This window comes from Methanoregula sp. (genome assembly GCF_028712425.1).
In the GTDB taxonomy this organism is placed as follows: domain Archaea; phylum Halobacteriota; class Methanomicrobia; order Methanomicrobiales; family Methanospirillaceae; genus Methanoregula.
On record NZ_JAQTQD010000009.1, the window covers coordinates 57241 to 72554 of the forward strand.

13 protein-coding genes are annotated in these 15314 nt (G+C 48.7%); 1 reads left to right on the forward strand and 12 read right to left on the reverse strand.

From position 1 onward, the window contains the following. Window positions 1–196 precede the first annotated feature (196 nt). The 11 genes from PHF39_RS06625 to PHF39_RS06675 form a co-directional block, all read right to left on the reverse strand. The gene (locus PHF39_RS06625; RefSeq protein ID WP_300221927.1) at window positions 197–769 is read right to left on the reverse strand and encodes a TIGR00725 family protein; all 573 of its coding nucleotides are present in this window, start codon (window positions 767–769) and stop codon (window positions 197–199) included. Beyond that, a complete protein-coding gene (locus tag PHF39_RS06630) occupies window positions 766–1440 on the reverse strand; it encodes a hypothetical protein (protein WP_300221930.1) in 675 nt (224 codons plus the stop codon). Before PHF39_RS06630 ends, PHF39_RS06625 begins: the two co-directional genes overlap by 4 nt. Further along, window positions 1437–6635: a glycosyltransferase gene (locus PHF39_RS06635; protein WP_300221933.1), complete on the reverse strand. Its 5199-nt coding sequence runs from the start codon at window positions 6633–6635 to the stop codon at window positions 1437–1439. The genes PHF39_RS06630 and PHF39_RS06635 overlap by 4 nt, the downstream gene beginning before the upstream one ends. Window positions 6636–6651: 16 nt before the next feature. After that, window positions 6652–7500, reverse strand: coding sequence for a hypothetical protein (locus PHF39_RS06640; protein WP_300221936.1), 849 nt, complete (start codon window positions 7498–7500; stop codon window positions 6652–6654). A gap of 259 nt (window positions 7501–7759) precedes the next feature. After that, window positions 7760–8230: an aminotransferase class I/II-fold pyridoxal phosphate-dependent enzyme gene (locus PHF39_RS06645; protein ID WP_366144193.1), complete on the reverse strand. Its 471-nt coding sequence runs from the start codon at window positions 8228–8230 to the stop codon at window positions 7760–7762. 96 nt (window positions 8231–8326) lie between these two features. After that, window positions 8327–8845 carry a hypothetical protein gene (locus PHF39_RS06650; RefSeq protein WP_300221939.1) on the reverse strand — a complete coding sequence of 173 codons (519 nt, stop codon included), beginning with the start codon at window positions 8843–8845 and terminating at the stop codon, window positions 8327–8329. A 10-nt stretch (window positions 8846–8855) separates the two neighbouring features. Further along, the gene (locus tag PHF39_RS06655; protein WP_300221942.1) at window positions 8856–10139 is read right to left on the reverse strand and encodes a transglutaminase family protein; all 1284 of its coding nucleotides are present in this window, start codon (window positions 10137–10139) and stop codon (window positions 8856–8858) included. A gap of 237 nt (window positions 10140–10376) precedes the next feature. Continuing rightward, window positions 10377–11294, reverse strand: coding sequence for a hypothetical protein (locus PHF39_RS06660; RefSeq protein WP_300221945.1), 918 nt, complete (start codon window positions 11292–11294; stop codon window positions 10377–10379). A gap of 152 nt (window positions 11295–11446) precedes the next feature. Beyond that, entirely contained in the window at window positions 11447–12385 is a 939-nt protein-coding gene (locus PHF39_RS06665) for a hypothetical protein (protein WP_300221947.1), read from the reverse strand. 11 nt (window positions 12386–12396) lie between these two features. Beyond that, on the reverse strand, window positions 12397–13230 hold the full coding sequence (locus PHF39_RS06670) for a hypothetical protein (protein ID WP_300221950.1): 834 nt from the start codon (window positions 13228–13230) through the stop codon (window positions 12397–12399). Between the two features lie 13 nt (window positions 13231–13243). Beyond that, the gene (locus PHF39_RS06675; RefSeq protein ID WP_300221953.1) at window positions 13244–13867 is read right to left on the reverse strand and encodes a hypothetical protein; all 624 of its coding nucleotides are present in this window, start codon (window positions 13865–13867) and stop codon (window positions 13244–13246) included. A gap of 558 nt (window positions 13868–14425) precedes the next feature. Here PHF39_RS06675 and PHF39_RS06680 point away from each other — a divergent pair. After that, complete coding sequence (locus PHF39_RS06680) at window positions 14426–14719, forward strand: hypothetical protein (protein ID WP_300221956.1); 294 nt, start codon at window positions 14426–14428, stop codon at window positions 14717–14719. 80 nt (window positions 14720–14799) lie between these two features. Here the strand turns inward: PHF39_RS06680 and PHF39_RS06685 are convergent, their stop codons facing one another. Further along, a complete protein-coding gene (locus PHF39_RS06685; protein ID WP_300221958.1) occupies window positions 14800–15297 on the reverse strand; it encodes a hypothetical protein in 498 nt (165 codons plus the stop codon). Window positions 15298–15314 lie beyond the last annotated feature (17 nt).

Below are 15314 nucleotides of genomic sequence, written 5' to 3' on the forward strand. Positions count from 1 at the left end.
TTACCCCGTGGAGAGGGGGGTGGGGAGAGTGGGTTATCGACGGAGGGGGAATATGGGGAGGGAATCCCCCCGCCCCGGTTGTTCGTCTGCTGTACAATTCTTCAGGCTAATGCCGCCACGGTGTCCGCCAAGGCCTCGACTTTGCTCCGGATCCCTTGAGGGAATGAGGGTGCAGGAGAGCCGGAAAATTTAAGGGTCAAACAGATTCTCTTCTTTTCACTTGTTTATGCCGTTTGTTATAGCGGGGTAGCATTTTCAGACATTGGATAACTTCCTGATCAGAAGTTACACCATAAACACGGTCATCAGGAATATCAGGATAGCGGGTCCGAGAGTCAATTTTCTGATCGGCAAGTTTTCCGCTCCATCCATCAACCCGACACGCAATTATCAGCCGATTTAAAGCCCAGGCATTTGCCATCTCTGCCAGAGTACCGGCCCCCCCGCCAATTGCAATGACCGCATCCGCATTCGCGACAATTAGATTTCGTGCGAGATCCAGACCGGTAGGTATACAAATATCGACATAGACATTCGCATCACCAGGATCACTGCCGGGAAGAATTCCGATGATATCACCATGTTTGTAACGAGGGGAGTTTCGTGCTCCTTTTGATGCCGCTTCCATTACACCCCCGAGACCTCCTGTTACCAACCGGTATCCATTATCAATAAGACTCCGCCCAATCTTTTCGGCGAGAAGATACTTTTCTGAATCCTCCCGAATGTTTGCATCCCCGATAACGGCAATTGATTTTTGTTCCTTCATGAAATCCTACGCTCCGTTTTGAATGAATACTCCGCATTTTTAAACTGAATTTCGGCATTGTCAGAATTCACTGATAGAACAATGCCGTTAAGGAATTCTATGGCCTTGACATGTTTCCCAAATATGGTGAACACTAAAGGGAACAATGTTATGTCGTGAGCAACGACAACAAGCAGGTCTCCGGGCTGAACAGCAGGGTACTTCAGTAATTTACCCAATACCTCGTCTGTATACTTCCGGGGATTCCAGATAGTATCCTCCGGCAGCTCGGATCGCAGCCATTGTTGAATTAGTCCCTGCCATCCGAATTCATTTCTCAGTTTAACGAGATTATTCAGGTTCACAACAGGACTTTTTATCTCAGGCTCACACCCGAGAACCCTTGTCTGATTTAAAGAAGAGAACCCTTCCTGTATTGAGCAGGCTGTCATCTCACACCGTTTTGCGACAGTGTGCCCGAGGAGCAACTGTTTTTTGGGAGCAACCTGCCTGATGGATTTACCGAATTCCCGTGCCATCTGGACACCCTCAGGATTAATTCCAATGGTATCACGCAGATGATCGGGAATACCACCGAATGAGTCCCTTTTTGAATGACGTATAAGGACAATCGTTTTTTCATTAAGGGGGGCCTCATCGAGAAGATCAAGAACATAGGCGCCAGCTTTCATACCCAACCTCCATTCGTTACACCGTCGGTTTTCTTAAGCGGGGTTTTTCTTATTATCTGACCGATAATATCCTCGCGCATCAAACGGGTACCGGTATTTTTTTCTCCGGTGGGTTCATAGAAATACAACTTTTTGTCGATAAAGACCGGGTGGTGTGCCATCTCGACCATGGGAATCATGAAGGCCCAGTCTTCTGCATAGGGAATCCAGGTATCCCCGATTTTCATGTATGACTCAGGAATCGAATCAAACAGGAATTTCCTGAACGATCTCAGGTGCTGCCAGACATTCCCGCCGCGGGCTCCCCGGGGATTCGTGAACATTGCTTTGTAATCACACCATTTGTCGGTTCGAATCATGGACCCGACGGTGAGATCGGCTCCATCATCGTACACCTTCCTGAGCTGACCGATAATATCGGTCCCTATCAGCGCGTCATCGGCATCCAAAGTAATGATGACACTTTCCGGGTTCGAACAGATATCCCGAATTGCGATGAGGTTGTTTTCCATAGATGTGAGAGAATTCCCGTTGAAGAATACCCGGGCCCCCTCTCCGAGTGCAGGGGCCAGGATTTCACTGATGTATTCAGGGATGGGATTGGACGATCCAGCATCGATGAAGACAATCCCGAAGCAATGGTCCTGTTGCCGGGCAACCGAATCCATGCAGCGTCGCATCCTGGAGACCGGGACATCCTTTCCACGGATGATGAAAATATACTCGGAATCGAGCGGGATAATCCAGTCAGCAAGTCTGCCCACGAGATCAACAGAATTGTTCTGGATTTCCGGAACGTGATTTCGCTCGATACTCCTGACGACATTATACCAGAAATTAATATCGGATTTTTTATCGTTGGGAACATGGACGAAGAAGGTCCGGCAGTCTCCTCCGCGATAGGATTGCCATGACGATTGTGCCAGTCTGGCATCAAGTGCCCTATGCCAGGGATACTGCAGGGTCCCATCATGTGTCAATCCGTTCGGGAGGGGGAGCACTTCCTCCAGCCGATCTTTGGCGAGAAGCGAGCATCGTACTTCCGTCCTCCACTTTTCCCCGGCCCTACCTGGAGAATACGGTTCATTCCCGTTTTTTGCTATGTTGAATGATATCGTGACTGCCATGGGATCTGACTGGAGAACATCGATCATCTCCCCAAGATAATCATGATCGCGATCCTTGCGTCCGATGAGACAATCGCTGTCCATCTGGAGAATGTAATCGCCTTGGCACTGGTCTACCCCGAACAATGACATGAAGGTTGGCTGTCCGTTTTCACATCGCGGGTTTGTGCAGGCAATACCGAACCAGTTTTGATAAGTCTCTTCAATGGTCGCAGGATCGTCCGGGACTATCACAAAACGATCGATGACACCTTCGGCTGTAAGGCGCTCCAGCCTTACTTTGAGTTCTGCCACATCTGCCGGGGCATACTCCCGGGAGAATGGCCCGGTGAAAGTGTCCGTAATAACGATTTTCTCGAAAAACCTCTGGGGCCCCTCCAGTTGATTGACGATATGGCGGATCTGGAAATCTATGGATTCCCACTCCATTGCACCCGCACGGATGAGGAGCGATACCTTTTCGTCTCTTGGGAGTTGAAGCGGTTTCACCTTAAGGAGGAGGAAATCGCTTGACGGGCAGAGATTCGGGATATCTGTCGTCCTTACCTCCTCGATTGTTTCAATCTCAAATCCCTGACGGTGTATCTGATGCTTGTACCATGAGAATGGCCGGTGGCACTCCGTCCGAATTTTACCGGTCTCCCTCATTTTTTTCTGATAGGTAAAGGTTTCCTGGTAATGAGAGTCATCCGGGATGTCCAGTTTCACATGTGTTTCAGATTCCTTTACAAATGATGAGAAGGGGTTGCAGAGTGCGATAATGGCTTCGCCGTCATCAGAAACCAGCGACCGGATATCCTGCAGCACCTCCTCAGCCTCGGAATCGTTGCTTATGGTACAGAGAACCAGGCTGCAGATCACCCGGTCAAATTTTATTTCCTTCTCCTTCAGAACTGCCAGCTCTTTTGAACCGATGTAGTGTGCCTTGACAGTCTCTTTACAGTTTCTGGCAAGAACAGTCCGGTCCAGATCATACCCGGTAACCGAAAATCCCTTTTCCGCCAGGGCTTCTGCTATGGAACCCCGGCCGCACCCATAGTCGAAAATGCTGGAGGGGTTTGCCTCCGATACAAGGCGCACAATGCGCTCATTGACAAGATTATTCTTGGTTTTTGTCTTTGTCGATTCGTAAAAATACTCAAATCCGCACAGTTCCGGCAGATTCCCATCGAAGAGCGCGATCGACATCACATCAAAGAGGTCTGCCCGGAAATGCCATCGGTACATGAGATATGCCCTCCGGCACATCTGGAGGAACTCGCTGTCATTATACGGGACAATCGAATCACCGATATCCACAAGTTTGAGCGTGCCGTCACTGACAACAAAATTCCGTGGGTGGAAATTCGTGAATGCAATACCGGCATCGCGGCATTCTGCAAGAACGGAGAATATGTCCTGCAGGTACCCTCCCGAATATTCCTCTCCCTTTTCAAAGGAGAGGACAAAAATCAACTCTCCCTCATCCTCGATGATTTCCTTGAGTTGGCACATATGACACAAGGCAGGGTTGTTCAGGACCCTGGCCCTGATAACATCAAGCCGCCCGTCCTGAAAATTTGCCCGGCCAGCGTAGAAATATTTGTAGGCATTCGTGCCATCGGTGAAAACGGCTCCTTCGTGGCCATGCCCGACATAGGACAGAGGTGCCGTGATATCAACAATCTTCTTCTGAACGATTCTTTCAGTGATGATCCTTGCCCGATCAACCTGCGCCGGCAGTACATCCTTTGTAAGGGCTGATCGGTAGGTTTTCACATGCCCTTTGAACTGCATGAGGAATCGTCGAAGGTCCTGCCCATTCCAGGCCATTCCCTCACGATGCAGGCTCCAGATATTCTTATCCGAATACATTTCTTTAAGTGATTTCAGGAATGTGAGGGCATTCTCTGCTCCCTGCCCTTGGGAAAATGAATCAGACTGCAACACCTTTTCAATCGAACCGATGAGTCCCTGAATCCGGTATGCGTTCATGACGAATTGGGTGAGCCGCCCGGTCAGATGGCTATTGAACGAGGTGCAGACCCGGGCGATATCCCCCTCTTCCATTGAAAGTCTGATCCTGCGGGGGATTGAGCCGGTCTCTTCAATTTTTTTCTCATAGTACTCGTCCATGGCACGGACATATGCACTTCCGTAAAAATCAGCAAGCAGGGAATCAAAGTTCATGACACCCACCGCTTCAGCGGTCCGTTCCTGCCTGACCGCAAGAGGGAAAATCCCTACCTTGTTTGCCCGAACCCGATTATTGAGAATACACCAGAAGGTATCCCCGCGACGGGCATTCAGCCTCCCGATCCTGGGAGAGATGTTGGGAAATTCCCGCAGGCATACCGGATTGAGCACAAGGGTATTACCACCTCGCGGGATTATTGATCGGGAACCTGATAGCGATCCGCCACAGGTCGAGTGATGCGGAACGGCGACGGGCCGGGTCAGGTTCCTGCCATAACCGATGGCGGGGATCTTCCGGATACTATCCCTGCCTTTGAACGGAGGGACCGGCAGTTCGAGGTGGGCCGCATGCTCACTGGAATAATCATAGTAATAATCGGGAAATGCTCTGCTGAGCTCAGCGATTGAATTCCGTGTTTGAGAGACGGGATAGGCCGACACTGTAGCATCCGATGCGATCATACGCTCCTGCTCTTTCAGCGCGAAGAAGAGATCGAGCAGTTGAACCCGCATTGTGCTTTGGACCGGGAGCGGTGCATCCCCGGTGATTTTCCCAACGGCAATACTGATCCCCTCACTGCGTAACCGGCCGATGGTATTCTGCAGATCCGCAAGGGAGAGTTTCACAATTTCATTATCCGTTGTCAGATACTCAAGACGGATATCGTCATCGAGGATCCAGACCACAGAACCCGGTATCTGCCGTGCCTCCTTGTAGAGGTAATGGTGAAGGACGGTTCTTCCCGATGAGATCCCTTTTCGCTGCTCTTCATCCTGCAGATAGGATCCGAATGTTCCCTTGTCGCACTCTTCATCAATGGTTCTGCTGCTGATACACACACAGTTCAGCGACCGGTAGTTTTCCGAATCGAGGAGTCGGTCGAGGTCTGGCGTGGATGGCGTGTTATCGCAGACGATCACCCGCCGTTGAGCGGAAGAGTTTTTGAAAAACTCCACAAGATCGTCAAGCAGGTGTTGCGTGGAGCTCATCCGTGTTGCAATGAACCCGATGACAACAGGGATTTGCGATACGACAGGCGCATCTGGGGATTTATGAATGCAATCCGGCAGACTACCTCCAAACCGTCGTTGGGATTCCTCGATAGTACATCCAAAAAGGTCCCGGGCCCGCTGCCGGAATGCCTCACGCTCCGGTTCGGTCATTCTCGGGGCGTATTTATTGTAGAATCCCGCAAGGCCCTGTTTTTTCCGGGGGGATCCGGGCTCCGATAACCGGTTTGTATCGGGAATCGCCCAGTGATGCACCAGATGTTTTCTCACAAATCCGATGCGGCAGGTATCGAGATCGAGCAGCCGTATGCAGACATCCCGGTCTGTTGTGCTTTCCAGCGCTTCATCAAATCCCCCGGCATGAAGAAGGGTCGAGAACCTCACGAAGAGATTGGAGCCCTGGACATGGGGATTCCGGATGAGAAAATCGTGCGCTAACAGTGTATCAGGGATCGTAAGAGGGATTCCGCTGTCTCCGGTTCTTTCGTGGCGGATGAGACCGGAGACAACAACATCACAGCCTTGTGATTCGGCTGTTTTCAGGCATTCCGCGAGATACCCGGGAGACCACTCATCATCATCGTCAAGAATCGCAATCCAGGTCGATTCCGGAACAACACCTGCCTGTATGCAGGAATACAGACCGGTGTTTATTGCCCCGGAGAGATTGTCCGTCCTCTTGTTCTTAATAAAATGAATCTCGGGAAGGATACTGGATGCTTCATGAACCACATCCCGTGTCTGGTTCTCGTGATTGCTATCACAATCGCTAACAACAAGGATGGTATCCGGTTGCTTTGTCTGCTTGGCGATCGAACCGAGAGCCCGTCTCAGCAATTCAGGCCGGTTCTTCGTTGGAATAAGTACGGCAAGGTGCGGCATTGTATCTCACACCGGCTTAATGCGACCTGTTTTCAATTGACTGCGGAACGGGGGGTTTTGTATTAACAACCAATCGGGAATTCTGATGGTTCTCGTTCACCGTTTCCACGGCCCTGAGCAAGGGTGTATTATGGGAGGCATTGATCAGTTCGCGGGTGTCTTTCGGCACACACTTTCCCCCGTATGCACCGAGACCGGGCCTGAGATGTTCCCGGGATTTGACCCGACGGTCAGCATGGATCACACTCATGACGCTCGCGGGATCCGCCCCGTGTTCACGGGAGATCCGCTCCATCTCATTTGTGAAACTGACCTTTGTGGCGATGTAGGCGTTATGTGCAAGTTTGCCGATCTCCGCGTCCCGGAATGACATTCGTAACACCGGGACAATCTCCTCCAGTCCGTCAACCCATGAGAAGAGCTTCAATACTTCATCAACCGCCGTTTCGTCGCCGCTGATGACAATCCGGTCAGGATTGACCGCCCACTGGAAATTCCTCTTTTCCCGTAAGAATTCCGGCATATAGACAAGATGGAGACGGGGAAACCGTGCTTTCGCTGAGTCCATATATCCGACTCTCACGGTACTCTTGACTACACAAATTCCCTGAAAACGGCTCTCCGTCAACCGTGACAGGACATCATCGACTGCTGAACAATCAAGCCGGTCATCAAAACCCCCGGGAGTCTGGACGCAGATGAAGACAACCTGCGTTTTCACGATCTCATTCCAGGAACCCTTGCCCTTGATGTCGTAACCGACACAGGAGGGATGGAAAAAACTCATTGCATGTGCAAATGCAGAACCGACTGCACCAAGGCCAATAATACCGACCCGTGCCTTAACTTCACTCTCGTAGTTCATTCTATTGACTCCGTTCATCTGGAGCCAATAACAAAATGGATTGGCAAACATTGTCGTTTGCTTTGTATCTTTCGATGGGTTTAGCATCCAGGATACCGTGAAACATTGGGGTGCTTCACGCATAACATCCATCGATGTTATCGGCAAATTCCGTTTGAGAGTATTATTATTAAAGATTGTTGTAGGAAAATAGGAGGGGATAAACCAAATATCCGACTCATCTATTCCAATAGGTACGGATGCCGTCGATAATACTCTCTTACCCAACCCACTTGATCCTCGCCATCGCCTCTTTCAGCTTCTCCATCGAAGCCGCGTACGACAGCCGGATCCATCCCGGTGCATAGAACGCACTGCCCGGTGTAGCAGCCACGTACCCCTTGTCAAGCCACCGGGACGCCACTTCCATTTCAGCTCCGGCAACCTTCACGAACGAATAGAGCGCACCCTCGGCCGGGGCAGTCTCGTAACCCATCGCTTTCAGTTCGCCTATGACGTACTTGCGCCACTTGTCGAACTCCTGCCGCATGTTCTCGACACACTGCTGGTCACCCCTGAGTGCCGCAACCCCGCCCCACATGGCAAAGGTCGTGACCTGGCTGATCGAGTGCTGCTGGACCTTGGACATCTCCGTGATGATCTCTTTCGGACCCACGACGTACCCGAGCCGCCAGCCGGTCATGGCGTAGGCCTCCGAGAAGCCGTTGACATATTCCCAAACAGGGAACATGGATGCATGAAACCGGCATGAATACCCGCAGCCTGATCATCCATCATCTTTTTTTCGATTCATACACAGAGCAGGGGGATTGAAGCAACCTCCTGTTCATGAATTTTTTTTCTTACGTTCCTTCAACGTTAATGCAATGCCAATGAATGCAAGTGCAATGACTGCGCCCGCAAAATTTAAAGACAGGACATTGCGGGTTTGAGCCGGTTGCACAAGAGCCCGTGAAATCCCCCCGCCAGGATATACTGTCTCAATTGAGCTTGACCACGTCTCGTTGGCGCCGATGATCCAGATGTCAGTGATTCTTGTGGGGTCATTGCGTTCCCCGGTCATTCTCATCGAGAATACTAGCTGTTTCCCGCAGTTGTTGGCCGGGGGGATGTGAACTGATTTATAATCTATATCCATCTGCTCCTCGTACCAATATCCGACACCACACTCATTGAAAAATTCCATAATGGTGGCGTTGCCCTTCACGGTCGGATGCCTGCCGGTAAGCTGATCGAGGGGTATGCCCATACCGGGATATACCGGTGTGATTTCTGCTGCAGATACTATCCCCAGTAGTGTCGTGATACCAAGCAGGAAACTGAAAACAAGTGCAATCGTTCTCATAAAAAAAGGGTTAATTGTATGCCGGCAGTTCTCCAAACGGCTCGGCAATCATATCTTCATATCTCAGCAAGCCGTCACCTGAGGGATCTGTAGTATACCGGCTGTCATCAGCATCGGTATACTTTGTCAGGCTCATATGTGTGTTGTTGGCCATTTCATATACCTGTGGGTTGTTGAACGATTTCCATGTTGGATCGGAATGCACCCAGGCACCCGCCATCCGGTTTTCCAGGATTGCATGCCCCTGGGCAACACCGTTCTCGTCAATCCAGGTGATGCCGAGGAACCGTGAAGGTATCCCAAGCGAGCGGCTGAAAGTTACATCCATTGTGGAAAATTCATCGCATACTCCCCGGTAGTTATCGTTTACAATATAGAGATCTGATGCAGCATAGAGTAAATACGTAGTAGTTGTCGAATAATTCATTTTAGTTCCAACGTAGTCGTTTAGTCTGCCTGCCGTATCATACGGTGAATTGGTATTATCGGCTGCGGTTGCCGCTTCAGATATGATTGCATACCCTTCACTGAATGGGAAATGGTACAGGTCGCTTGTCTCAAGGTTGTCCCCGCCATCCGGGTCCGGCAGGTGCGAGGCATCATTGTTGTATTTTTCAATCCCGTTTAAGGACAATTGCCCGGACCATGTCACGGTGCCAGGATTTACGGTGATGAAAAAACCCATCGGTTTTATTCCTACGGAACTCTGACTTGCAACGACAGGGAACGGGATTGAAACCGAACAGTTGGCACCCGGGGCGAGGTTTGTAAATGCTGCTGATGCACCATAACCGTCTTCAATGGAAACGAATGTTACCTGACCGCTTGCGGCGGTTGTCCCGTAATTATGGATGACAATTGTCTGGGTGACTGTGGTATCCTGGGTCCAGTACCAGTTGAAATATCCGTATTCAGGGGCCACGAAGGGGATTGCAGCTGCTGCTTTCACCGCACCGGTTTTTCCTGCAGGGCTGATGAAGTTGATCCTTGCAACCTTCATTGAGGATTTCTGTGAATCCACGATGTCATTGCCGGGAGGGAACCGGGTATCAGGACTGATGATCGTAACGCCCGGGTATGCCTTTGCGGTCTTTTCATCCATCTTCCTGACTGCAACCGGTGTCACGATCGGGTTATATGCCGACATATCCTTTTGTCCGGCCCATTCATCGAATTCACCGACCCATCCCGGGGGTGTCGGGTTCGTATCGTTCGTCGCGCTTACCAGCGGAACAAATACCGCTCCCAGCATCAGTGCTGCGAGCAGCAAAGTCCATTCTCTTTTTTGTTTCATGCGATTTCTACCTCCATTTTTCGGAAGCATGATCCAAAATCTTCATTAGGACAGACGATAATTGGTTCATGCCTACGGGCAGGGTCGGGTTCGTCAAGTGTGCAAACTTATGTGAACCCGTCCTTTCCACTTTTCAGATCCACATGTATACTATAAATGCCATTTGATTCAAAATTTAAAATATAATTCGTTGCTCCTCCGGTATCAACAACGCGGAATAATCGCCTCGGTATAGTATCAGATTTCCCGGTCACTGATCACCACACGGAGGCCCGTGTCAGGATATGTGACAATGATTTGGAGATGGACGGGTACGGTTTCATTTCCTGACACATCTCTCCCCTGAAGTGTTACGGATGCTTTTTTCTGGAACTGGAGCCCATCTGAAGGTGTAATTTTCGCGTTAAAACCAGATCCCTGAATTATCGACTGGTTACTGACATCCTTTTCATCCAAATATATTTTCACGGTGGGGGCCGAATCATGTTTTATCCTTGCATCCGGAATCATAACAATACGAATGGAATCAGGGCTGGTACGGGTTACATCCACACTATCGGAAATAATTGGGGCGCAACACGAGAGCTCTTCTGCAACAACTCCCGTACTCATACCAAGGTATAACAGACTTGGCGGGATGATCAGGACTGCGAGGAATAATAACCGGTAATTGCAGAGTCTTTTCACAACGGTTGATGGACTTCGGGTATTTTTCTCATCCGGTGGGGCCAGGTACCTGGGTTGATGAAACCATGCACCTGCCAACTGCAGGGCAACCGATCCTAAGAGGATCACCGCGAACAGGACGACCGGCAGATCGGAAAGATCCCCTGCGTCCAACATGATCGTCTGGAACGCGATGATCGCCGTGAACATAAGTGCTGTACCAATCCCGGATACCAATCCGATAATGCTCTCCCATGTATTATTTCCGGTACTGAACAGGTCCCCCGCAATATACCCAAGGATGGCAAAAAGCAGTGTAAAGAGTACGATTGCCTGGGCATCATGATACGGAAAAAACTCTATCGCATTCGGAAAAAACCGGTCCCATATCTCTTGCAGAAGATAATACGCTGCGGCTGAACAGACACCGCCGAGGCTGCCCCACAGGAAGATTGCCGGTAATGACAGATCTTTTAACGAGGGTTTCATTTTTCATCAGTGGTTAATATACTGCTCCGTCACCGCCGATGCGCTTCTGTTTATTGGTTTTACCGATATGGCATTGCGGATCCAACTTTAATATTGCCGGTGTTTGTACTGACATAGTTTATGTCATCCGGATCCATCGTAACCTGAGTTTATTATATACTATCGTCATAAAGGATAACCGGTTGTTCCGATCCATTGTAACTGATTACCTTCAGACGTATCGGAGTACTATTACAATTGGCAACACCCTTCCCTGAGATAATTACAACGGAATCCTCATCATAGGTCAATCCTCCAGCGGGGTTAACAGTTACAGGAAAACCGTTTTTCTCAGATACGGTCTGGTTGCTGACATCTATATCATGAATAAGGATCCGCGGAGGATTGTATCGACCGATCCATGATACTGCAGGCATTTTTGCTGAGTACAGTATCCTGATTGTCAGATTGTCAAGACGTTCAACTCTGATTTCCTGATGGAGCCGGCATTCTAGGCAGTCATTGGCAATAAGGCCGGAAGTTGTTCCGATTAAAGCCAGCATCGGAGGGATCGAAGCTGATAACAGGATAAGGATGAACAAGGCGGTTAACGTAAACGCACATTGCGCCCCTCTCTTTTTAGCAACTCTGCTTGCTTCCCCAAATGATAATCCATGATAATATCCCACGGCGCCGGTCATCGTTCCGAGAGACGCAAGAATAATCGACAGTATTATCAGACATAAGACGGGGAAATACACGGAACCCTCAGGAAGATTTCTGGTTAATGCTATGCAGAATGCGATGCCGGTACCTGTTATACATCCCGACAGGAGACCGATAACCAGGGCATCTTTTTGATTATTGATGGATAACCGGCATTGAGAGACTGCCCATGCACCAGTAAAAAACAGAATGAGCAAACCGGTCAAGAGCATCTGCGTTATCTGGATAATTATCAGATAAAAATTGTAATCAACAAATGGTCTCCAAATCCACTGGTTCAAGAAAAAAAATAAAACCAGTGCAAAGACTCCGGTCAACCCTGTAATAGATAAAAATATAAGGATCTTCCTTCTTGGATTTTTTTTTCCAATTTCTAGGGATGACATGCTATCAAAAATTAATTGAATGGATTAAAGAGAATTATTTTTCCGTTCTGGGCATCAACAACAACCTGCCCTCCCTGGACAAGGCCATCAACAGGTGCTGCATTAACTTTTACGATCCATACCAGTTGCTGAACATCCGGTTCAGGACAAGCAAGTGAAAGATAGGCATCAGTCCTAGAATCTTTGAGATTCCCAAACTGTTCAAGAGCGGCCCTGACAGCATCAGACTGTCTGACATTGGGCTCAAGGTTGATCTTGGTTTCCCGCTCTTTAGCCAGATATGAGATAATCTTACCATTATCCGAATCTACAGTGATGTATATCTTGTTCAATGTGGAAACCCCATTGATTTTTTCTGACCACACAAACGCATATTCCTGTCCTCCGGCACCATGATCAATAAGCGTAGATTCCGTCAACTCCATATTTCGTGTAATGAATGTTTTGTATTTTTCTTTCGCAAAGATTTCGGCATTGTTTTTTGCCTGCTGCTTATCAATATGGACACGATGTGAACTGGAGCGAGCATCCGAGAAATATGCGAATTCAATATCCCCGTTTTCCTTATTTACGTAATACCGGTTCTTTCCTTCCGAAAAGTCATATACTTCTCCGTATGGAAATTTGATAGACCCATGGTATTTGAAATCCAAGGAATTCAGATTCTTTGAATTGCCGTCGAAGTCCACAATTCTGTTTTTCGCCTCATCAATTCCGATGCCGGTTGAAGATGGCGATAAATCCTGTCCTCCTTCTTTTGTTAATGCTGCCGCGGGAAAGGAAGCGATCACCAGCGATGCAATAATCACCGATATTATTGAAATTTTCGTAAACTGTTTCATCATTTTCCCTCCTTGATTATGATCCTGCTCTTGCCGGTTTTATCGTGTTTGACACTCCCGGTCCCTGCCAGGTTACTGTGTCTATCCCTCCACTACCTAGGTACCAGTATGTATTCAGGGTATCCACTTTTGCATAATATGCCGCATCCTGTATGGTGGAATATTGGTTAAGACGATACCAGAAACGCTGGGTCCAGTAATCGGCTTGAAACTTTGTAATTTCTCCGGTAAACCCTACGGCAGCATCTCCGCCGCGGTTTACAGTCGTTGAGAGAAGGTTGGAACCACCGGACCCGGAATTACAATTAACAAATACTGCAAGTGCAAGATCATTGATCTGACCGCTGGTTAATTTTGATATGCTTTTTTGGTCAGATGGATTGTTGGCATAAATCCTGGAATTGTCATAAAAAACAATTCCTCCGCTGTTACCATGACCGTTAAAGGAAAATACCTGATCACTTGGCAGGTTACTCCATGCAGAAGATGCAGGAACATTGGAATCATAATAAGCACCGTAACCCATGTTGCTTTGCTGAACTGCGGCATTATATGCATCATTACTGAAGTCATTTGCATAACCATAGTTCGGACCCCAGTCATCAGCCCTATACGCACTCGCTATCGGTACCACCGCCATCGCTGCGAGCAATAATGCAGACAGGATAACGCATAATCTGTTTTTTCTCATGTAATTCAATACCTCCATTTTTCTCTACTAACAGAGGCACGATCCAAACATTCTATGAAGAGAAGTCTTTCATCTCATGCCTACGGGCAGGATCGGGTTCGTCAAGTGTGCATACTTATGTGAACCCCGTCCTCCACTGATTGGGACGCCCTCCGGCTGTCCGCAATGAGCGGTTTGCCCCGGGATTATAAACGATTTGTCGGTCAAAACTTTACATGTCCGGAAATAATGAACATCGGATTCCTCATTACTTTTTAATCGTGAATGAAGAAGTATCACAATCTGCTATTGGTTCTTTTTGAATAATCAAAAACAACCCGGAGAGAGAATTAGGTTGTGATACCATGATCTCTCCGGATCGGCGGATATCAATCGGATAACCGCATCACTGATAACCAATCCTCCTATAAACGATCTCTCATCCAAAACTTTACACTTCGACTACGTGTAAAGTTTTGACCGACAAAAGGTATTAACTCAACAATTAGACGCTTTCTTTGTGATACCATGAAGGTTCACTGGATAGCACTGTTGTTAGTTATCGGTGCGGCACTGACCGTACCGGTTGTATCGGCAAAGATTGTTGAAGAAAAAGACGGGTATGTCGTAACACTTGGGGATAGCACGCTCATGCTACCGGAGATATCCCAAATGAGTTCGGCCTCGATTTCCCAGGGACAGACCCAATGGTATTCAACATATGTACCATCGGGAAAAACCTCGTTCTTTGCCGATCTGTACTGGGGTAATCCGGCGAATTCCCTCTCGCTCACAATCGCTGCCCCTGATACCGCACAATAACAGTCCGGCAATGACAGCAAGGTTTTTTTTATCAGTTTGCATTACCATTCCCCGGATTGTGCTAAATCACGGAAATGAGATCACGTAAATGAACCCGATGGGATCTCGTGCTGAACAAATATCACAACCTGGCTTTTTTCATCGACTAGGAAATCCCAGGCAGTACCATTATGCAACACCCGAAGCGCCGGTGCACATGCAGCGTCGGAATAATCCTTTGGTGTCGGGTGACACTGGTACAGGACACCTTCGATCATACCCCCTCCGGCAAGAAGGGTGCGAGCACGATCATCAGCAATAGCAGCTTTAGCGATAGCATTTTTCCGGGCCTCGTTCATCGGGTGAGCCGGATCATCTCTGCCAATGAACCGTATTGCCGTGTAATTCACAACAAAGACCGGGACGCCAGTCGTTCCTGTTAGTGTCGGGACAGCCGAATAGACAGGTGTTGGAGTTGTAACAGATGGACCCGAAGAAGATTCCGGGATTTTTCCATTAGTCTCCCGGCCAACGCAACCTGAAAAACCACTGGTGATCATCAACAGGAGAAAAATAAGAGAGAGTATCTGGTTCTTCATCGTGGATCTTCCGGGTG